The sequence below is a fragment of the Streptomyces sp. NBC_01716 genome (assembly GCF_036248275.1).
In the GTDB taxonomy this organism is placed as follows: domain Bacteria; phylum Actinomycetota; class Actinomycetes; order Streptomycetales; family Streptomycetaceae; genus Streptomyces.
This window is the reverse complement of record NZ_CP109181.1, coordinates 7,296,452-7,315,652: the sequence shown is the minus strand read 5'-3', so window position 1 is coordinate 7,315,652 and position 19,201 is coordinate 7,296,452. Positions and strand designations below refer to the sequence as shown.

Sequence of the window (19,201 nt, the reverse complement as noted above, 5' to 3'; positions counted from 1 at the left end):
GGTTGTGCGCATACGCCCCCGCAGCGTGACCACAATGGCGGGTGGCGCGTTGTCAAGGGAGATTGACCAGAAGCGGGCCGCCCAGTGCGGCCCGATCCGTTTCAACGCCGGTTCGAGAGGCTTGTTCATGGCCGACCACGCAACCCACGACGCACAAGCCCGGGCAAATCTGCACCTGTTGGTGCGGGACATCGAGCGCGTCCGCCGGCAGGTGGACGCGTTGCGCACTCTCACAGCCCAGTTGGGCAACGTCTACCGCCCGCGCCGCTCCGGCCCCTCCACGGGCTTCGTCGTCTACGGCCGGGCGCCGGCCCCGACCGTCCGTCTCGCGCAGGAGCTGCGGGACAGTGTCGAGAGCCTGGTGACGGCGGCCGTGGACTTCGATCGCTCGCTGGGCTTCTCGTGGGACGCGGTCGGCTCGGCGCTCGGCGTCACCAAGCAGGCGGTGCACCGCCGTTACGGTACGAGGCGCGCGGCCCAGCAGGCCGCCGCCGCCCAGGGGGACCGGCCGCAGGACGCCGCGCAGCCGATGGGACCCCCGGCGCAGGGCGCCGTACCGGCCGTGCCCGCGGCCCGGTCGATGCCCCCGCAGCCGTCGGCGACCGCCCCGCAGCCGCTGCGCGAGGAGGCCCGCCCGGGGGCGTTCCCGGGTCCCCGCAACGGCTGACGCCGGCGCCCCGGTTCGTTCCCGGGCGCCGGACCTGCCGTACGGGCGGCGGGGCCGGCGCCCGGGAACGAACCGTCCGGCCTGGGCCGTGTCAGCCGATGTCCGGGGGATCGATCCGGATCCGTACCGGATCGCCGCCACCGCGTGCCATGCGGCTCGCCTGGGCCGACTTGAGGGCCGCCGCCAGCGCCGCGCCGCTGCCGGGGGGCACCCGCAGCAGCGCGCGCTCCCACACCTCGCCGGGGGGCGGGGCGCCGGTCGTACGGGGCCGGGCCGGGTCCGTGACCGGCAGCGCCACGGGCCCCAGGACCTCGGCGTCGGGCGGCAGTTCGGCGAGGCCGAGGAACGCGGCCACCGCGTCGGGCCTGCCGGACACCGCCGCCATCCGGGACACCGGGGGGAAACCCAGCTCCGCCCGCTCGGCCAGCTCGCGCTGGGCGTGGCCCACGGGGTCCCACCGCACGAGCGCCTGCACGGGCCGCAGCGTGGGCTCGGCCACGACCACGACCGTGCCGCCGTCGCCCTGGCCCCGGACCAGCGACGCGGCGTGCAGCCAGCGCCGTAGCGCCTCCTCCCCCGCGCGCAGGTCGGGCCGCCCCAGCATCGCCCAGCCGTCGAGGAGCAGCGCCGCCGCGTAGCCGTCCTCGGCGACGGGCTCGGCGCCCGGCGTGCTCACCACCAGGGCGGGACGGCCGGGCACGGTGTCGAGGACGTGGTCGCGGCCCGACGTACGCACCGGGACCGCCGGGAAGGCACGGCCCAGCTCCTCGGCCGTACGCCGCGCCCCGACGACGCTGGCGCGCAGCCGCGTACCGCCGCACTCCGCGCAGCGCCAGGCGGGCTCGTCGCGTCCGCACCACGCGCAGTGCAACTCCCGCTGCCCGGACGCCTCCAGGGGGCCCGCGCAGTGGCGGCACCGGGCCGGCGCGCGGCAGCGCTCGCAGCCGAGCCGGGGCACATAGCCGCGCCGGGGCACCTGCACGAGGACCGGGCCGGTCCTGAGCCCGTCCCTGACGGCCTGCCAGGCGAGGCTCGGCAGCCGGGCCGCGCGCGCGGCCTCGTCACGGGCCAGCTCCCCGTCCCCGACTGTCCGCACCAGGGGCGCGGCCGTGCGGAACCGCTCCCGGTCCGCCGTCATGGGCAACGCCCAGCCGGTCTCGACCAGTTGGGCCGCCTCCACGGTGCATCCGGTGCTGCCCAGGAGGAAGGCGCACCTGTCGTGGGCGGCGCGCAGCAGCAGGACCTCCCGAGCGTGCGGCTGCGGCGCGTGGAGCTCGCTGTGGCTGGAGTCGCCGTCGTCCCAGATGGCGACGAGCCCGAGATTCGGCACGGGTGCGAACATGGCCGCGCGGGTCCCCACCACGGCCCGGACCGAGCCGCGCCGGACGGCGAGCCACTGGCCGTACCGCTTCTGCGGCCCCGCCTCCGCGGTGAGCAGCGCGTGGTGTCCCTCGCCGAGCAGCTCCGTGAGCGCGGTGTCGACCCGGGCGGCCACCCGGCCGTCCGGGACGACGACGAGGGCCCCGCGCCCGGACGCGAGCGTCGCCGCGACGGCCCGCGCCAGCTCCTGCGCCCAGTGCGGTCCTGGTAGCGCGGTCCACACCGCGCGCGGGGCGCCGCCGTCGGCGAGCGCGTCCAGGAAGGCCGGGCCCTTCGCGTACCGCTCCCAGGTACCCGTCGCCGGCCGGGCCGGCGACGGCAGCGGGTCCGGCGACGGCTTGGCCTCCGCGCGCGCGTTCCTCGGCGGCACCGCCAGTTGCAGGACATCGGCGAGGCTGCCCGCGTAACGGTCGGCGACCGCCCGCGCGAGCCCCAGCAGCTCGGGGCTGAGCACCGGCTCCGGCGACACCACACCGGCCAGCGCGGCGAGCGGCCCCGCGTAGTCGGACTCGGCCCGCCGCTCGACGATGAACCCGTCGATCAGCCGCCCGCCCTCACGCCGCCCGCCCCGCACCTGGTGCGCCCCGGCCCCGAACCGCACCCGCACCCGCACCCCCGGCTGCGCGGCCTCGTCCAGCTCCTCGGGCACGGCGTAGTCGAAGAACTGATCGAGATGCAGCACGCCCTTGTTCACGACAACCCGCGCGACGGGCAGCTCCCCCGCCAGCGGCGCCCCCCGCCATGTCCGCGGCTTGGCCCTCGGCACCTTGGCGGCCCGCACGGTCTCCCGGATGAGCGCGAGCTGCTCCGGCCCGCCGTCCCCGGCGGACTCCTCCTCGGCCTGCTCGTCGGGATGCTCGTCGTCGCTGCTCACAGCCAAATTCTTACCAGACACCACCGACATCGGGGCTGGTCACGAGGGACCCCGCCGGCTCACGGGGGCGCGTCCACCGGCGTACGGCAACGGGCCCCGGCACCAGTGGTGCCGGGGCCCGTCCCGTTGGACGTAAGGCGACGCCTTACAGACCGACCGCCGCGCGCAGGGCGTCCACACGGTCCGTGCGCTCCCACGTGAAGTCGGGCTCCTCGCGGCCGAAGTGGCCGTAGGCCGCCGTCTGGGCGTAGATCGGGCGGAGCAGGTCGAGGTCGCGGATGATCGCGGCCGGGCGCAGGTCGAAGACCGTGGCGATGGCCTGCTCGATCTTCTCGACGTCGACCGTGGCGGTGCCGAAGGTCTCGACGAACAGGCCCACCGGCTCGGCCTTGCCGATCGCGTACGCGACCTGGACCTCGCAGCGCGCGGCCAGGCCGGCGGCGACCACGTTCTTCGCGACCCAGCGCATCGCGTACGCGGCGCTGCGGTCCACCTTGGACGGGTCCTTGCCGGAGAAGGCGCCGCCGCCGTGGCGGGCCATGCCGCCGTAGGTGTCGATGATGATCTTGCGGCCGGTGAGCCCGGCGTCGCCCATCGGGCCGCCGATCTCGAAGCGGCCCGTGGGGTTGACCAGCAGGCGGTAGCCCTCGGTCTCCAGCTTGATGCCGTCTTCGAGGAGCTGCCCGATCACGTGCTCGACGACGAACTCGCGGATGTCGGGTGCCAGGAGCGAGTCCAGGTCGATGTCCGACGCGTGCTGCGAGGAGACGACCACAGTGTCGAGACGGGCGGCCTTGTCGCCCTCGTACTCGATGGTGACCTGGGTCTTGCCGTCGGGACGCAGGTAGGGGATGGTCCCGTTCTTGCGGACCTCGGACAGCCGGCGCGAGAGCCGGTGGGCGAGGTGGATCGGGAGCGGCATCAGCTCGGGCGTCTCGTCGCACGCGTAGCCGAACATCAGGCCCTGGTCGCCGGCGCCCTGCTTGTCGAGCTCGTCCTCCTCTCCGCCGACCCGCTTCTCGTACGCGGTGTCGACGCCCTGCGCGATGTCCGGGGACTGCGCGCCGATGGACACGGACACGCCGCAGGAGGCGCCGTCGAAGCCCTTCTTGGAGGAGTCGTAGCCGATCTCCAGCACCTTGTCGCGCACGAGCTTGGCGATCGGCGCGTACGCCTTGGTGGTGACCTCGCCGGCCACATGGACCAGACCCGTGGTGATCAGTGTCTCCACGGCGACCCGGGAGGTGGGGTCCTCGCGCAGGAGCGCGTCGAGAATCGTGTCGCTGATCTGGTCAGCGATCTTGTCAGGATGACCTTCGGTCACGGACTCCGAAGTGAACAGACGGCGCGACACATCGCTCCCTGGGGTTGCAGCGGCTGCTGGCTGGATCCTTGTCGGAACGACCGGGGAGCTGCGCCCCTGCGTCGTGCCTCGGCCAGTTTATCCGGCCGATGGCTCAGAAGGTCCAGGCGTCTCGGACTATGGGAGTCGCGTTGAGGCACTCACTCCGTCCTGCGATGCGCCGATCGCCCCCCATCCCGACCTGGAAGCCCTGGTTTGAGCGGTTTTTGGCCACCCGAAAGGGGGAACCAAGAATTAACTTGCCGTTCGCCTAGACGGACCCGAGCGAGGGTACGACCAGGTCCCAGACCGTGTCGGCGAGCGCCTCCTTGGGACCGTGGGGCACCGGCGTCTCGCCGCCGTCCGCGGCCAGGATCACCGCCTCGTTCTCGTCGGCGCCGAAGGTCTTGCGCTCCCCCACCTCGTTGACGACCAGCAGATCGCAGCCCTTGCGGCGCAGCTTCGCGCGGCCGTTGGCGAGCACGTCGTCCGTCTCGGCGGCGAATCCGACGATCACCTGCCCCGGCCTGGGCCGCTCCGCGCCGAGCTCAGCGAGGATGTCCGGGTTGCGGACCAGCACGATCGGCGCGGGCTCCGCGCCGTCCTTCTTCTTGATCTTGCCCGCGGCGTACTCGGCGGGGCGGAAATCGGCCACGGCCGCGGCCATGACCACGGCGTCGGCGTCGGCCGCCGCCTTCAGGACGGCCTCGCGCAGTTGTACGGCGGTGCCGACGCGCACGATGTCGACGCCGGCCGGGTCGGGCAGCCCGGTGTTTGCCTCGATGAGGGTGACGCGGGCGCCGCGGGCCGCCGCCGTACGGGCCAGGGCGTACCCCTGCTTCCCGGAGGAGCGGTTGCCGAGGAAGCGCACGGGGTCGAGCGGCTCACGCGTGCCGCCGGCGGAGACGACGACATGCCGGCCGGCCAGATCGGGCACGGTCACCCCGCGCGCCAGGACCCGGCGGCAGACCTCGAAGATCGCGTCGGGGTCGGGCAGCCGCCCCTTGCCGGTGTCGACGCCGGTGAGACGGCCGACGGCGGGCTCGATGACGACGGCTCCGCGCTCGCGCAGGGTCGCGACGTTCGCCTGGGTGGCGGGGTGCTCCCACATCTCGGTGTGCATGGCCGGGGCGAAGACCACCGGGCAGCGCGCGGTGAGGAGCGTGTTGGTCAGCAGGTCGTCCGCCAGGCCCTGGGCCGCCTTGGCCAGCATGTCGGCGGTGGCGGGGGCGACGACGACGAGGTCGGCGGACTGTCCAATGCGTACGTGCGGCACCTCGTGGACGTCCGACCAGACCTCCGTGGAGACGGGGTGGCCGGAGAGCGCGGACCAGGTGGCCGCGCCGACGAAGTGCAGGGCGGACGCGGTCGGGACGACCCGTACGTCGTGGCCCGACTCGGTGAGGCGGCGCAGCAGTTCGCACGCCTTGTACGCGGCGATCCCGCCGCTCACCCCGAGGACGACCCTCGGCCTGCCGCCCGGCCCCTGCGACCGCTCCGCCTGGTCCACCGTGTCTCCCCGCAATCGGTTGGATTCGTCTTCCCCTATGACACACCACAGGCCCGGCAGTCGCGCTGCCGGGCCTGTGGGATAAGGAACTTGTCGCCGTTACTGCGCCGGGCCGTCGATGGCCTCGGACGTCAGCAGACCCGCGTTGATCTCACGCAGGGCGATCGAGAGCGGCTTCTCGTGGACGTGGGTGTCCACCAGCGGACCGACGTACTCGAGCAGGCCCTCGCCGAGCTGCGAGTAGTACGCGTTGATCTGACGCGCGCGCTTGGCCGCGTAGATCACGAGGCTGTACTTCGAGTCCGTGGCCTCGAGAAGCTCGTCGATCGGCGGGTTGATGATGCCCTCGGGCGTGGAAATGGAAGAGGACACTCTCTTGCCTTCCGAAGATAAATCAGGGAAATACAGGAAATACCGGGTGCTACCGACGGCTGCGCGAAAGCAGACAGAGGTCAGGCAACTGCCATCAAGGCTAGCAGCTCGCGGGCCACGTCCTCGACGGAGGTGTTCACCAGGCTGGTGTCGAACTCCGACTCGGCGGCCAGCTCCACCTTCGCGGCCACCAGCCGGCGCTCGATCACCTCGGGCGACTCGGTGCCCCGGCCGGTCAGCCGGCGGACCAGCTCGTCCCAGCTCGGCGGCGCCAGGAAGATCAGCTGTGAGTCCGGCATCGAGTCCTTGACCTGCCGCGCGCCCTGGAGATCGATCTCCAGGAGCACGGGCTCGCCCGCCTCCAGGCGTTCGAGCACCGCGCGACGCGGCGTGCCGTAGCGGTTGCCCGCGAACTCCGCCCATTCCAGCAGCTCACCGTTGGCGACCAGCTTGTCGAACTCCTCGTCGCCGACGAAGAAGTACTGGACCCCGTTGCGTTCACCGGGACGCGGCTTTCTGGTGGTGGCCGACACCGAGAGCCATACCTCGGGGTGGACCTTGCGCATATGGGCGACGACCGTGCTCTTGCCGACCCCCGAGGGGCCGGAGAGCACGGTCAGCCGCGGACGTACCTCTGGTGCCATGCAGTGATTATCCAGGTTCCCGGGAGTGCCCCGGAACGTCAGGCGGCACCGCCGCCGAACTCGCGTTCCAGCGACGCGATCTGGTTGGAGCCGAGACCCCGCACACGGCGGCTCTCGGAGATGCCGAGCCGCTCCATGATCTGCTTGGCGCGCACCTTGCCCACGCCGGGCAGGGATTCGAGGAGGGCGGAGACCTTCATCTTGCCGATGACGTCGTTCTCCTGACCCTGCTTGATGACCTCGTGGAGGGAGGCGCCGGAGTGCTTGAGTCGATTCTTGACCTCGGCCCGCTCCCGGCGAGCCGCGGCGGCCTTTTCGAGCGCGGCTGCGCGCTGTTCAGGGGTAAGGGGCGGAAGAGCCACGCCTACGTCACCTCGGATGTCGAACTGTCGGATACGGACCGGTGAGGAACGGGGTCGCCCCACACCAGGGCGAGCAACGGGCGAGACCTCCGCACGTTGGCTCTCGACGGAGACTAGCGGTGAAGACAGCTCTCGTCAGCGAGAACAGCCGAAAAGTCCTGGTCAGCATCGCTCGACCAGGACATTTCAGGCAAAACAACCTGCTTTTCTTCCTGAATCGACGACGGATCGGCGCAGAATCCGCGTTCGAGCCGCGTCACCGCGCTCCTTCCGCGCCGTCGGCGGCGCCCTCGACAGCGGTCCGGACCTCGTCGCTGAACCGCTCCGCCGCCGCACGCAGGGCGTAAACATCCGGACCGGCACGGAGTACCCCACGGCTCACACTCGGCACCACATTTCGGACGGCCGTGCCGAACACCCCGGGGAGATCCGCGGGGGTCGCGCCCTGAGCCCCGATGCCGGGGGCGAGGAGCGGACCGTTGACGGCGAGATTCACGCCGGCCTCGCCGAGGGTCGCCCCGACGACGGCGCCGACCGACCCGAGGGGTGTCACCCCGGCGTTCTCCGCCGAGAGATGGTCGAGCATCACCTGGGCGACCGAGGGGCCGCCGGCGGTGATGGCCCGCTGGACCTCGGCGCCCTCCGGGTTGGAGGTGAGGGCGAGCACGAAGAGACCGGAGCCGCTGATCCGCGCCGCGTCCAGGGCGGGCCGGAGCGAGCCGAAACCGAGGTACGGCGAGACCGTGACGGCGTCCGAGAAGAGCGGGCTGTCCTTGTCGAGGTACGTGGCGGCGTACGCGGCCATGGTGGAGCCGATGTCGCCGCGCTTGGCGTCCATCAGGACGAGCGCACCGGCGGCGCGGGCCTCGGCGACCGCCTCCTCCAGGACGGCGACGCCGCGCGAGCCGAACCGCTCGAAGAACGCGGACTGCGGCTTCAGTACGGCCACGCGGTCGGCCAGCGCCTCGACGACCGTCCGCGTGAAGGCCGTCAGACCCGCGACGTCGTCGCTCAGGCCCCAGGCGTGCAGCAGCGAGCTGTGCGGGTCGATGCCCACACAGAGCGGCCCCCGGGTGTCCATGGCGCGGCGCAGGCGTGCGCCGAAGGGCTCGGCCCCGGCCCCGGCTTCTGATGCGGATGCGGATGCGGATGCGTTCATGCGCGCACCTTCCTGGTGTCGGCGCCGACGGCGTCGGCGAGGGTGGCGTACTCGCTGGTGGCCAGCCGGGCGGCGAGCCCCTTGTGGATGCCCCGGCTCCAGAACGGGCCCTGGTAGATGAAGGCGCTGTAGCCCTGGACGAGCGTCGCGCCCGCCAGGATCCGCTGCCAGGCGTCCTCGGCGTTCTCGATGCCGCCCACGCCGACCAGGGTGATCCTGTCCCCCACCCGGCCGTACAGCCGGCGCAGGACCTCCAGCGAGCGCTCCTTCAGGGGCGCTCCGGACAGTCCGCCGGCCTCGGCGAGCAGGGACGGGGCCGTCTTCAGCCCGAGACCCTGCCGGGCGATGGTGGTGTTCGTGGCGATGATGCCGTCCAGGCCCAGCTCGACGGCCAGGTCGGCGACGGCGTCGATGTCCTCGTCGGCGAGGTCGGGGGCGATCTTGACCAGCAGCGGGACGCGCCGCTCGGTGGCCACGCGGTCGGCGGCCTCGCGTACGGCTGTCAGGAGCGGACGAAGCTGGTCGACGGCCTGGAGGTCGCGCAGGCCTGGGGTGTTGGGGGACGAGACGTTGACGACGAGGTAGTCGGCGTGGGCGGCCAGGCGCTCGGTCGACGTCACGTAGTCGCCGATCGCGCTCTCGTCCGGGATCGCCTTGGTCTTGCCGATGTTGACGCCGACCGTCGTACGGAAGATCTCCCGGCGCGTGGCGAGGCGCAGGGCGATGGTCGCCGATCCGTCGTTGTTGAAGCCCATGCGGTTGATCAGCGCCCGGTCGGCGGGCAGCCGGAACAGCCGCTGCGGGGGGTTGCCCCGCTGCGGCCGGCCGGTGACCGTGCCGATCTCGACATGGTCGAAGCCGAGCATGCTCATGGCGTCGATGGCGACGGCGTTCTTGTCGAAGCCGGCGGCGAGACCGAAGGGACCGTGCATCCGCAGCCCGAAGGCCTCGGTGCGCAGCTCCTTGTAACGAGGGGCGAGCGCGGCGGCGACGAACGTACGCAGGACGGGGACGCCGACGACGAACCGGATCCAGCGGAAGGCCAGCTGGTGGGCCTGCTCCGGGTCCATCCGCCGGAAGAAGAGCCGGAAGAAGAGTCGGTACATGAGGGGCGGGCTCCTCTGGGTCGTGTCTGACGAATGGCGCCGTCCGCCGGCGGGGCGGGGCGCGGGGCGCCGGTGCGTGCCCTCGCGTGACGGAGGATCATTCTCGTACCGGACGCACTCGAATGACCCCACCGACGCAAGAGCACGCTCCTCGCCTTGGGGGAACCGCGTCGGACAGGACCTACTCTTCGCGGGCGGCGATGAGGTGACGGGCGTGTTCCTGAAGTGAACGGACGCCCACGTCACCGTGGTTGAGCGCGTCGATGCCCTGGACGGCGGCCGCGAGCGCCTGCACCGTCGTCAGGCAGGGGACGCCGCGCGCCACGGCCGCCGTACGGATCTCGTAGCCGTCCAGCCGGCCGCCGGTGCCGTAGGGGGTGTTGACGATGAGGTCGACCTCCCCGTCGTGGATGAGCTGGACGATGGTCTTCTCGCCGTTCGGCCCGGCGCCCTCGAACTGCTTGCGCACGATCGTCGCGTTGATGCCGTTGCGCCGCAGGACCTCGGCGGTGCCGGAGGTGGCGAGCAGTTCGAAGCCGTGCGCGACCAGTTCACGCGCCGGGAAGATCATCGAGCGCTTGTCGCGGTTGGCGACGGAGATGAAGGCGCGGCCCTTCGTGGGAAGCGGGCCGTACGCCCCTGCCTGCGACTTGGCGTACGCCGTGCCGAAGACGGAGTCGATGCCCATGACCTCGCCGGTGGAGCGCATCTCCGGGCCGAGCACGGTGTCGACGCCGCGTCCGTGGATGTCGCGGAAGCGCGACCACGGCATGACGGCCTCCTTGACGGAGATCGGCGCGTCCATGGGCAGGGTGCCGCCGTCGCCGCTCGCCGGCAGCAGGCCCTCCGTACGGAGGTCGGCGATCGTGGCGCCGAGCGAGATCCGGGCGGCGGCCTTGGCCAGGGGCACGGCCGTGGCCTTGGAGGTGAAGGGCACGGTGCGCGAGGCGCGCGGGTTGGCCTCCAGGACGTAGAGGATGTCCCCGGCCAGCGCGAACTGGATGTTGATCAGGCCCCGGACGCCGACTCCGCGCGCGATGGCCTCGGTGGAGGCGCGCAGCCGCTTGATGTCGAAGCCGCCGAGGGTGATCGGGGGCAGGGCGCACGCCGAGTCGCCGGAGTGGATGCCGGCTTCCTCGATGTGCTCCATGACGCCGCCCAGATACAGCTCCGTCCCGTCGTAGAGCGCGTCGACGTCGATCTCGATGGCGTCGTCCAGGAAGCGGTCCACCAGGACGGGGCGGGTGGGGCTGATCTCGGTGGACTCGGCGATGTACGAGGAGAGGCGGGTCTCGTCGTACACGATCTCCATGCCGCGTCCGCCGAGCACGTACGAGGGGCGGACAAGTACGGGGTAGCCGATCTCGTCGGCGATGGCCTTGGCCTCGTCGAAGGTCGTGGCCGTGCCGTGCTTGGGCGCGGGCAGCCCGGCCTCGGCGAGGACCCGGCCGAAGGCGCCGCGGTCCTCGGCGGCATGGATGGCCTCCGGGGGCGTGCCGACGACGGGGACGCCGTTGTCCTTGAGCGCCTGGGCGAGGCCGAGCGGTGTCTGGCCGCCGAGCTGGACGATGACGCCCGCGACGGGCCCGGCCAGGGTCTCCGCGTGGACGATCTCCAGGACGTCCTCCAGGGTGAGCGGCTCGAAGTAGAGCCGGTCGGAGGTGTCGTAGTCGGTGGAGACGGTCTCCGGGTTGCAGTTGACCATCACGGTCTCGTATCCGGCGGCGGTGAGCGCGAAGGAGGCGTGCACGCAGGAGTAGTCGAACTCGATGCCCTGGCCGATGCGGTTGGGGCCGGAGCCGAGGATGATCACGGCGGGCTTCTCGCGCGGCGCGACCTCGCTCTCCTCGTCGTACGAGGAGTAGAAGTACGGGGTCCTGGCGGCGAATTCGGCGGCGCACGTGTCGACCGTCTTGTAGACGGGGCGCACGCCGAGGGCGTGCCGCACCTCGCGTACGACGTCCTCGCGCAGCCCCCGGATCTCGGCGATCTGGGCGTCGGAGAAGCCGTGCCGCTTGGCCTCGGCGAGGAGTTCGGGGCCGAGCCGGTCGGCGGCGGCGAGCTCGTCCGCGTACTCCTTGATCAGGAAGAGCTGGTCGACGAACCACGGGTCGATCTTCGTCGCTTCGAAGACCTCCTCCTGGCTCGCCCCGGCCCGGATCGCCCGCATGACGGTGTTGATCCGGCCGTCGGTGGGGACCTTGGCCAGCTCCAGCAAGTCGGCCTTCGTACCGAGGTCGTCCCCGGTGAAGGCGAACTGGCTGCCCTTCTTCTCCAGGGAGCGCAGCGCCTTCTGGAGCGCCTCGGTGAAGTTGCGGCCGATCGCCATGGCCTCGCCCACCGACTTCATGGTGGTGGTGAGGGTGGCGTCGGCGGCGGGGAACTTCTCGAAGGCGAACCGCGGGACCTTCACCACGACGTAGTCGAGGGTCGGCTCGAAGGACGCCGGGGTCTTCTCGGTGATGTCGTTGGGGATCTCGTCCAGCGTGTAGCCGACGGCGAGACGCGCGGCGATCTTGGCGATCGGGAAGCCGGTGGCCTTGGAGGCGAGCGCGGAGGAACGCGAGACGCGCGGGTTCATCTCGATGACGATGATCCGGCCGTCCACCGGGTCGACGGCGAACTGGATGTTGCAGCCGCCGGTGTCGACGCCGACCTCGCGGATGATCGCGATGCCGATGTCGCGCAGCCGCTGGTACTCGCGGTCGGTGAGGGTCATGGCGGGCGCGACGGTGATCGAGTCGCCGGTGTGGACGCCCATCGGGTCGAAGTTCTCGATGGAGCAGACGACCACGACGTTGTCGTGCTTGTCGCGCATCAGCTCCAGTTCGTACTCCTTCCAGCCGAGGATGGACTCCTCCAGGAGCACCTCGGTGGTCGGCGAGAGCATCAGGCCCTGTCCGGCGATCCGGCGCAGCTCGTCCTCGTCGTGGGCGAAGCCGGAGCCGGCGCCGCCCATGGTGAAGGAGGGGCGTACGACGACGGGGTAGCCGCCCAGTTCGCCGACGCCGGCCAGGATGTCGTCCATCGTGTGGCAGATGACGGAGCGGGCGGACTCGCCGTGTCCGATCTTGGCGTTGACTGCCTCCACGACGCCCTTGAAGAGGTCGCGGTCCTCGCCCTTGTTGATGGCTTCGACGTTGGCGCCGATGAGCTCGACGCCGTACTTCTCCAGGACGCCGTTCTCGTGCATGGAGATCGCGGTGTTGAGCGCGGTCTGGCCGCCGAGGGTGGGCAGCAGCGCGTCGGGCCGCTCCTTGGCGATGATCTTCTCGACGAACTCGGGCGTGATCGGCTCGACGTACGTGGCGTCGGCGATCTCCGGGTCGGTCATGATCGTGGCCGGGTTGGAGTTGACGAGGATGACGCGCAGGCCTTCGGCCTTGAGGACGCGGCAGGCCTGGGTGCCCGAGTAGTCGAACTCGGCCGCCTGGCCGATGACGATCGGGCCCGAGCCGATGACCAGGACGGACCGGATATCGGAGCGTTTAGGCACGCGGGCCCTCCATCGGGACTGTTTCCATCGAAGACGTGAAGCGGTCGAAGAGGTACGCGGCGTCGTGCGGGCCGGCGGCCGCCTCGGGGTGGTACTGGACGCTGAAGACCGGCCGGTCGAGCAGCCTGAGCCCCTCGACCACGTTGTCGTTGAGACAGACGTGGGAGACCTCGGCGCGGCCGTAGGGGGTGTCGGAGATCCGGTCGAGCGGGGCGTCGACGGCGAACCCGTGGTTGTGCGCGGTGACTTCGACCTTGCCGGTGGAACGATCCTGCACCGGCTGGTTGATGCCGCGGTGGCCGTACTTGAGCTTGTACGTGCCGAACCCCAGTGCGCGGCCGAGGAGTTGGTTGCCGAAGCAGATGCCGAAGAGCGGGGTGCCGCGCTCCAGCACGCCCCTGACCACCGTGAGGTCGGCAGTGGCGGGGTCGCCGGGGCCGTTGGAGAGGAACACGCCGTCCGGCTCGACCGCGTACACGTCCTCGACGGTGGCGGTGGCGGGCAGGACATGCACCTCGATGCCGCGCTCGGCCATCCGCCTCGGGGTCATGCCCTTGATGCCGAGGTCGATGGCGGCGACGGTGAACCGCTTGGTGCCGACGGCCGGGACGACGTACGTCTCGGTGGCGGCGACCTCGGCGGAGAGGTTCGCGCCCTTCATGCCGGGCGCCTGCCGGACACGCGCGGTCAGCGCCGCGTCGTCCGCCGGTGCGCCGCCGGCGAGGGCGTCGCCGGAGAAGATGCCGACGCGCATCGCGCCGCGCTCGCGCAGATGGCGGGTGAGCGCGCGGGTGTCGACACCGCTGATGCCGACGATGCCCTGCCGTACCAGTTCCTCGTCCAGGGGGCGCCGGGAGCGCCAGTTGGACGGGATACGGGCGGGGTCGCGTACGACATAGCCGGCGACCCAGATCCGGGCCGACTCGTCGTCCTCGTCGTTGACGCCGGTGTTGCCGATGTGCGGGGCGGTCATGACGACGACCTGGCGGTGGTACGAGGGGTCGGTGAGGGTTTCCTGATAGCCGGTCATGCCGGTGGAGAACACCGCCTCGCCGAAGGTCTCCCCCACGGCCCCGTAGGCACGGCCGCGGAAGCTGCGGCCGTCCTCCAGGACGAGTACGGCGGGAGCCCGGTCGGCTCCCCGGGTGGAGAGGGTCATCGTGCGGTGCCTTCCGTCGTGAATGGTGCGCCGTGCGTGGTGGCCGACGCGTCCGTGGCCGGTGCGTCGTCCGTGGTCATGGACTGGTTCATGAGGTTGACGGCATCGACCCAGGCGGTGTGCTCCGCCGCGCGGTCCGAGCGGAAGCCGGAGTCGAGCAGCCGGTCGCCGTGCTGCCAGGTGAGGATCAGCAGTCCGCCCTCGGCGAGTACCTTGCCCGCGATGCCCTTGTCGAGCCGGGCGGCGCGCAGTTGGCCCGCCGGGACGAAGAAGTCGGTGGCCCCGGGCCGTACGACGGTCACGCCCGCGTCGGTGAGCGTCAGCTCCACCCGGCTGCGGACGCCGAGGCCGTGGGCGACGATCCGGTCCAGCCACTGACCGGCGGTCGTGGAGCCGTGGTACCGGCCGCTGAGCCGCAGCCGTACGTCTCCGGGGGCCTCCGGCGCCTGGGGCAGCTCCGGCAGGTCGGACTGGAGGCTCCCGCGCCACTTCCAGCCCTGGCGCATCAGCCAGTACACGAAAGCGATGAACAGGAGCAGACCCACCGCCCAGCCGATGCGGGCGGCCCAGTCGGTCACCTCCGCCGACTTCTGCTCGGCGGCCAGATTGATCAGTTCAGCGCTCACGCCAGATTCCCGTCGACGACCGTGGCACGGCCCCGCAGGAAGGTGTGGGTTACACGTCCCGGCAGCTCGCGGCCCTGGTAGGGGGTGTTGCGGCTGCGGGAGGCGAAGCCCGCGGGGTCCACCACTCCACGGTAAGCGGGATCGACGAGCGTGAGGTTGGCGGGCTCACCTGCCGAGACGGGACGGCCGTGACCGGCGAGACGGCCGATCTGCGCGGGCCGCACGGACATCCGGTCGGCGACGCCCGCCCAGTCGATGAGACCGGTGTCGACCATCGTCTCCTGGACGACGGAGAGCGCGGTCTCCAGGCCGACCATGCCCATGGCCGCCGCCGCCCACTCGCAGTCCTTGTCCTCGTGCGGGTGCGGGGCGTGGTCGGTGGCGACGCAGTCGATCGTGCCGTCCGCGAGGGCCTCGCGCAGCGCCAGGACGTCGGCCTCGGTACGCAGCGGCGGGTTCACCTTGTAGAGCGGGTTGTAGCTCCGTACGAGTTCGTCCGTCAGCAGCAGATGGTGCGGGGTGACCTCGGCGGTGACGTTCCAGCCCTTCGACTTGGCCCACCGGATGATCTCGACCGAACCGGCCGTGGAGAGATGGCAGATGTGGACGCGGGAGCCGACATGGGCGGCCAGCAGGACGTCCCGGGCGATGATCGACTCCTCGGCGACGGCGGGCCAGCCGCCGAGGCCGAGCTCCGCCGAGACGATGCCCTCGTTCATCTGGGCGCCCTCGGTGAGCCGGGGCTCCTGGGCGTGCTGGGCGATGACTCCGTCGAAGGCCTTCACGTACTCCAGGGCCCGGCGCATGATCACCGCGTCGTCCACGCACTTGCCGTCGTCGGAGAAGACCCGCACCCCGGCGGCCGAGTCGTGCATGGCGCCGAGTTCGGCGAGCTGCTTGCCCTCCAGGCCGACGGTGACGGCCCCGACGGGCTGGACGTCGCAGTAGCCGGACTCCCGGCCGAGCCGCCAGACCTGCTCGACGACGCCGGCGGTGTCGGCGACGGGGAAGGTGTTGGCCATCGCGTGTACGGCGGTGAAGCCGCCCACAGCCGCCGCCCTGGTGCCGGTGAGGACGGTCTCGGAGTCCTCGCGGCCGGGCTCGCGCAGATGCGTGTGCAGGTCGACCAGGCCGGGCAGCAGGATCTGTCCCTCGGCCGCCACGACGGTGGCGTCACCCGCCTCGATGCCGATGCCCACCCGCTCGATGACCGTGCCGTCGATGAGGACGTCGCACGGTTCGCCGCCGAGCACCTTGGCGCCACGGATCAGGGTCTTGCTCATGGTTACTTGCTCTCCTCGGTGGCGGACGACGCGCGGGAATGGGTGACGGCGGGTTCGTTGCCGCCCAGCAGCAGATACAGGACGGCCATCCGCGTCGAGACGCCGTTGGCGACCTGTTCGACGGCCGTGCAGCGATCGGAGTCGGCGACCTCGGCGGTGATCTCCATACCGCGGTTCATCGGGCCGGGGTGCATGACGATCGAGTTGTCGGGCATCCGGGCCATCCGCTCGCCGTCGAGCCCGTAGCGCCGTGAGTACTCGCGCTCGGTCGGGAAGAAGGCGGCGTTCATCCGCTCGCGCTGGACCCGGAGCATCATCACGGCGTCGGACTTGGGCAGCACCTGGTCGAGGTCGTACGACACCTCGCAGGGCCACCGCTCGACGCCGATCGGCAGCAGGGTCGGCGGGGCGACGAGTGTGACCTCGGCGCCGAGCGTGTGCAGCAGCAGGACGTTGGAGCGGGCGACGCGGCTGTGCAGGATGTCGCCGACGATCGTGATCCGGCACCCTTCGAGGTCCCTGCCGATGCCCGCGTCGGCGCCGACGAGCCTGCGGCGCATCGTGAAGGCGTCGAGCAGCGCCTGGGTGGGGTGTTCGTGCGTGCCGTCACCGGCGTTGATGACGGCGCCGTCGATCCAGCCGGAGTTGGCGAGACGGTACGGGGCACCCGAGGAGCCGTGGCGGATGACGACGGCGTCGGCGCCCATCGCCTCCAGCGTCAGCGCGGTGTCCTTGAGCGACTCTCCTTTGGAGACCGACGAGCCCTTGGCCGAGAAGTTGATGACATCGGCGGAGAGGCGTTTGGCGGCGGCCTCGAAGGAGATCCGGGTGCGGGTCGAGTCCTCGAAGAAGAGGTTGACGACCGTACGGCCGCGCAGCGTCGGCAGCTTCTTGATGGGCCGGTCGGCGACCCGGGCCATCTCCTCGGCGGTGTCGAGGATCAGCACGGCGTCGTCGCGGGTGAGGTCGGCGGCGGAGATCAGATGGCCGGGGGTACGGGGGCTTGCCCCTGTGAGGCGCAACATCGGTGGTGCTCCGTTGTGTGGAGGTGGTTCCGGGGTCCGGGGTGCTCCCGGGCGGGCACGGCGGCATCGGGGCGCGCCGACGCCGCGGCCTTGTGCCGGCCCGCGGCGTACGGGAGGACCGCGCTACTGCTCGCCGGCCGGGGCGGGCTCGGCCGGGTCGGGCTTCTTCAGGCCGAGCAGCACCGTGTCGCGGCCGTCCTCCTCGGCGAGCTGCACCTTGACCGTCTCGCGCAGCGAGGTGGGGAGGTTCTTGCCCACGTAGTCCGCGCGGATGGGCAGTTCGCGGTGGCCGCGGTCGACGAGGACGGCGAGCTGGACGGCGCGCGGCCGGCCGATGTCGCCGAGCGCGTCGAGGGCGGCGCGGATGGTGCGGCCGGAGAAGAGCACGTCGTCCACGAGGACGACGAGGCGTCCGTCGACGCCGTCGGCCGGGATGTCGGTGCGGGCCAGCGCGCGGGCGGGCCGCATGCGCAGGTCGTCCCGGTACATCGTGATGTCGAGGGAGCCGACCGGGATCTTGCCGCCGGTGATCTCTTCGAGCTTCTCGCCGAGCCGCCGGGCCAGGAAGACGCCGCGGGTCGGGATGCCGAGCAGAACCACGTCGTCGGCGCCCTTGGCGCGTTCGACGATCTCGTGGGCGATACGGGTCAGTGCCCGTGCGATGTCGGGCGCCTCAAGCACGGGGCGGGCGGCATCAGAGCTGTGCGTGTCCATAAGAAACGGACCTCCTTCTCCGCCTCACGGGACGGACGTTAAAGGACGTCGGATTTGCGCCGTCGACATTACCAGGTCCGGCGGCCTTTTCCGGACTTGTCGCGGGGCGGGTCCGCGGCATTCGGCTTGACGCATCCAAGTCACGCTGCGTAACCTCACAGTGAGTTACCAGCCACGCGGCGGAGCCGCAGATTGTCCCAGCGTCCGGGGAGCCTTATGTCCAGCGAATACGCAAAGCAGCTCGGGGCCAAGCTCCGCGCCATCCGCACCCAGCAGGGCCTCTCCCTCCACGGCGTGGAGGAGAAGTCCCAGGGCCGTTGGAAGGCCGTGGTGGTGGGGTCGTACGAGCGCGGCGACCGCGCCGTGACCGTGCAGCGCCTCGCCGAGCTGGCCGACTTCTACGGTGTGCCGGTGCAGGAGCTCCTGCCGGGCACCACGCCGGGCGGGGCCGCCGAGCCGCCGCCGAAGCTCGTTCTTGACCTGGAGCGTCTCGCCCATGTCCCGCAGGAGAAGGCCGGCCCGCTCCAGCGTTACGCGGCGACCATCCAGAGCCAGCGCGGTGACTACAACGGCAAGGTGCTGTCGATCCGCCAGGACGACCTGCGCACCCTCGCGGTCATCTACGACCAGTCGCCCTCGGTCCTCACCGAGCAGCTGATCAGCTGGGGTGTGCTGGACGCGGACGCGCGCCGCGCCGTGGCCCACGACGAGGGCTGACACCGCGGTACAGAACAGCAGAAACGTCACATCCGGAGGGGCGGACCGCGAGCGGCGGGCCGCCCCTCCGGCGCGTGCGGCCCGGTCACGGAGCGAGAGAGATGTCACCCTCGCGCGGGCGGATCGAACGCGGATACGAGCGGAGCACACCGGTGCGCACGAGGCGCGCCTCACCCGGATGGCCCAACGACAGAAGATCGAGACCCGGCCGCCCGTTCGACGACCGTTACGGGCCGGAGCGCCCGCCCCCGCCCGTAACGCACTCAAGCGCCGGACGGGCCGCGTGTGCGGCCCGTCCGGCGCTTGAGTCCACGCTCGACGGCGTCGGCCGTCTAGTCGGCGCGGAGCAGGCTCGGCTTGAGGTCCTTGAAGCGGCCGAGGAGACCGTTCACGAACGACGGCGAGTCGTCGGTCGAGAACTCCTTGGCGAGCTGTACCGCCTCGTCGATCACCACGGCGTCGGGCGTTCCGTCCACCCACACCAGCTCGTACGTACCGAGCCGCACGATGTTCCGGTCGACGACCGGCATCCGGTCGAGCGTCCAGCCCACCGAGTAGGTGCCGATGAGTTCGTCGATCCGCTCGGCGTACTTCGCGTATCCCTCGACGAGTTCCATCGTGTACTCGCTGACCGGCGGCTGGCGGTCGTCGGTCCGCGCGTGCCGGAGCCAGTCCGCGAGGACCGTCTGCACGGGCGCCCCGCGCTGGTCGGCCTCGAAGAGGATCTGGAAGGCGCGCTTACGGGCCTTGTTGCGGGCAGCCACG

At 71.4% G+C, this 19,201-nt stretch carries 18 protein-coding genes; 2 read left to right on the top strand and 16 right to left on the bottom strand.

Features of this window, described 5'->3' with window-relative positions; genetic code table 11:
• Positions 1-127: 127 nt before the first annotated feature.
• Positions 128-667: a hypothetical protein gene (locus OIE74_RS32330; RefSeq protein WP_329389968.1), complete on the top strand. Its 540-nt coding sequence runs from the start codon at positions 128-130 to the stop codon at positions 665-667.
• Positions 668-758: 91 nt separating this feature from the next.
• On the opposite strand, the gene OIE74_RS32325 is transcribed toward OIE74_RS32330, so the two are convergent.
• The 15 genes from OIE74_RS32325 to pyrR form a co-directional block, all read right to left on the bottom strand.
• On the bottom strand, positions 759-2,951 hold the full coding sequence (locus OIE74_RS32325; protein WP_443076293.1) for a primosomal protein N': 2,193 nt from the start codon (positions 2,949-2,951) through the stop codon (positions 759-761).
• 115 nt (positions 2,952-3,066) lie between these two features.
• Positions 3,067-4,275 carry a methionine adenosyltransferase gene (metK, locus tag OIE74_RS32320; protein ID WP_329389964.1) on the bottom strand — a complete coding sequence of 403 codons (1,209 nt, stop codon included), beginning with the start codon at positions 4,273-4,275 and terminating at the stop codon, positions 3,067-3,069.
• Positions 4,276-4,534: 259 nt separating this feature from the next.
• Positions 4,535-5,788: a bifunctional phosphopantothenoylcysteine decarboxylase/phosphopantothenate--cysteine ligase CoaBC gene (gene coaBC, locus OIE74_RS32315; protein WP_443076292.1), complete on the bottom strand. Its 1,254-nt coding sequence runs from the start codon at positions 5,786-5,788 to the stop codon at positions 4,535-4,537.
• An 84-nt stretch (positions 5,789-5,872) separates the two neighbouring features.
• On the bottom strand, positions 5,873-6,145 hold the full coding sequence (rpoZ, locus tag OIE74_RS32310; RefSeq protein WP_023542989.1) for a DNA-directed RNA polymerase subunit omega: 273 nt from the start codon (positions 6,143-6,145) through the stop codon (positions 5,873-5,875).
• Between the two features lie 80 nt (positions 6,146-6,225).
• The gene (gmk, locus tag OIE74_RS32305; RefSeq protein ID WP_329389960.1) at positions 6,226-6,789 is read right to left on the bottom strand and encodes a guanylate kinase; all 564 of its coding nucleotides are present in this window, start codon (positions 6,787-6,789) and stop codon (positions 6,226-6,228) included.
• Positions 6,790-6,827: 38 nt separating this feature from the next.
• Positions 6,828-7,151 (bottom strand): integration host factor, encoded by a 324-nt coding sequence (locus OIE74_RS32300; RefSeq protein WP_005319887.1) that lies wholly within the window; start codon positions 7,149-7,151, stop codon positions 6,828-6,830.
• Between the two features lie 113 nt (positions 7,152-7,264).
• Positions 7,265-7,411, bottom strand: coding sequence for a hypothetical protein (locus OIE74_RS32295; protein WP_329389957.1), 147 nt, complete (start codon positions 7,409-7,411; stop codon positions 7,265-7,267).
• On the bottom strand, positions 7,408-8,310 hold the full coding sequence (gene pyrF / locus OIE74_RS32290; protein WP_329389955.1) for an orotidine-5'-phosphate decarboxylase: 903 nt from the start codon (positions 8,308-8,310) through the stop codon (positions 7,408-7,410). Before pyrF ends, OIE74_RS32295 begins: the two co-directional genes overlap by 4 nt.
• Positions 8,307-9,416 (bottom strand): quinone-dependent dihydroorotate dehydrogenase, encoded by a 1,110-nt coding sequence (locus OIE74_RS32285; RefSeq protein ID WP_329389953.1) that lies wholly within the window; start codon positions 9,414-9,416, stop codon positions 8,307-8,309. Before OIE74_RS32285 ends, pyrF begins: the two co-directional genes overlap by 4 nt.
• A 181-nt stretch (positions 9,417-9,597) precedes the next feature.
• Positions 9,598-12,912 carry a carbamoyl-phosphate synthase large subunit gene (gene carB, locus OIE74_RS32280; RefSeq protein ID WP_329389951.1) on the bottom strand — a complete coding sequence of 1,105 codons (3,315 nt, stop codon included), beginning with the start codon at positions 12,910-12,912 and terminating at the stop codon, positions 9,598-9,600.
• A complete protein-coding gene (carA, locus tag OIE74_RS32275) occupies positions 12,905-14,071 on the bottom strand; it encodes a glutamine-hydrolyzing carbamoyl-phosphate synthase small subunit (RefSeq protein WP_329389949.1) in 1,167 nt (388 codons plus the stop codon). Before carA ends, carB begins: the two co-directional genes overlap by 8 nt.
• Positions 14,068-14,682, bottom strand: a complete 615-nt coding sequence (locus OIE74_RS32270) for a PH-like domain-containing protein (protein ID WP_329392526.1) — start codon at positions 14,680-14,682, stop codon at positions 14,068-14,070. The genes carA and OIE74_RS32270 overlap by 4 nt, the downstream gene beginning before the upstream one ends.
• Before the next feature lie 11 nt (positions 14,683-14,693).
• Positions 14,694-15,980 carry a dihydroorotase gene (locus OIE74_RS32265; protein ID WP_329389947.1) on the bottom strand — a complete coding sequence of 429 codons (1,287 nt, stop codon included), beginning with the start codon at positions 15,978-15,980 and terminating at the stop codon, positions 14,694-14,696.
• Between the two features lie 2 nt (positions 15,981-15,982).
• Positions 15,983-17,005, bottom strand: coding sequence for an aspartate carbamoyltransferase catalytic subunit (locus tag OIE74_RS32260; RefSeq protein WP_329389945.1), 1,023 nt, complete (start codon positions 17,003-17,005; stop codon positions 15,983-15,985).
• A 123-nt stretch (positions 17,006-17,128) separates the two neighbouring features.
• The gene (gene pyrR / locus OIE74_RS32255) at positions 17,129-17,719 is read right to left on the bottom strand and encodes a bifunctional pyr operon transcriptional regulator/uracil phosphoribosyltransferase PyrR (protein ID WP_329389943.1); all 591 of its coding nucleotides are present in this window, start codon (positions 17,717-17,719) and stop codon (positions 17,129-17,131) included.
• Positions 17,720-17,935: 216 nt separating this feature from the next.
• On the opposite strand from pyrR, the gene bldD reads away from it, so the two are divergent.
• Positions 17,936-18,436: a transcriptional regulator BldD gene (gene bldD, locus OIE74_RS32250; RefSeq protein WP_023542978.1), complete on the top strand. Its 501-nt coding sequence runs from the start codon at positions 17,936-17,938 to the stop codon at positions 18,434-18,436.
• A 332-nt stretch (positions 18,437-18,768) separates the two neighbouring features.
• Here bldD and nusB read toward each other — a convergent pair whose 3' ends face one another.
• Positions 18,769-19,200: a transcription antitermination factor NusB gene (gene nusB / locus OIE74_RS32245; RefSeq protein WP_329389941.1), complete on the bottom strand. Its 432-nt coding sequence runs from the start codon at positions 19,198-19,200 to the stop codon at positions 18,769-18,771.
• Position 19,201: the final 1 nt, after the last annotated feature.

Bases quoted from the DNA above. Each gene is read 5' to 3' on its own strand.
- OIE74_RS32330 (WP_329389968.1), top strand. From the start codon at position 128: ATGGCCGACCACGCAACCCACGACGCACAAGCCCGGGCAAATCTGCAC.
- OIE74_RS32325 (WP_443076293.1), bottom strand. From the start codon at position 2,951: ATGTCGGTGGTGTCTGGTAAGAATTTGGCTGTGAGCAGCGACGACGAG.
- gmk (WP_329389960.1), bottom strand. From the start codon at position 6,789: ATGGCACCAGAGGTACGTCCGCGGCTGACCGTGCTCTCCGGCCCCTCG.
- pyrF (WP_329389955.1), bottom strand. From the start codon at position 8,310: ATGAACGCATCCGCATCCGCATCCGCATCAGAAGCCGGGGCCGGGGCC.
- OIE74_RS32285 (WP_329389953.1), bottom strand. From the start codon at position 9,416: ATGTACCGACTCTTCTTCCGGCTCTTCTTCCGGCGGATGGACCCGGAG.
- carA (WP_329389949.1), bottom strand. From the start codon at position 14,071: ATGACCCTCTCCACCCGGGGAGCCGACCGGGCTCCCGCCGTACTCGTC.
- OIE74_RS32265 (WP_329389947.1), bottom strand. From the start codon at position 15,980: ATGAGCAAGACCCTGATCCGTGGCGCCAAGGTGCTCGGCGGCGAACCG.
- OIE74_RS32260 (WP_329389945.1), bottom strand. From the start codon at position 17,005: ATGTTGCGCCTCACAGGGGCAAGCCCCCGTACCCCCGGCCATCTGATC.
- pyrR (WP_329389943.1), bottom strand. From the start codon at position 17,719: ATGGACACGCACAGCTCTGATGCCGCCCGCCCCGTGCTTGAGGCGCCC.
- bldD (WP_023542978.1), top strand. From the start codon at position 17,936: ATGTCCAGCGAATACGCAAAGCAGCTCGGGGCCAAGCTCCGCGCCATC.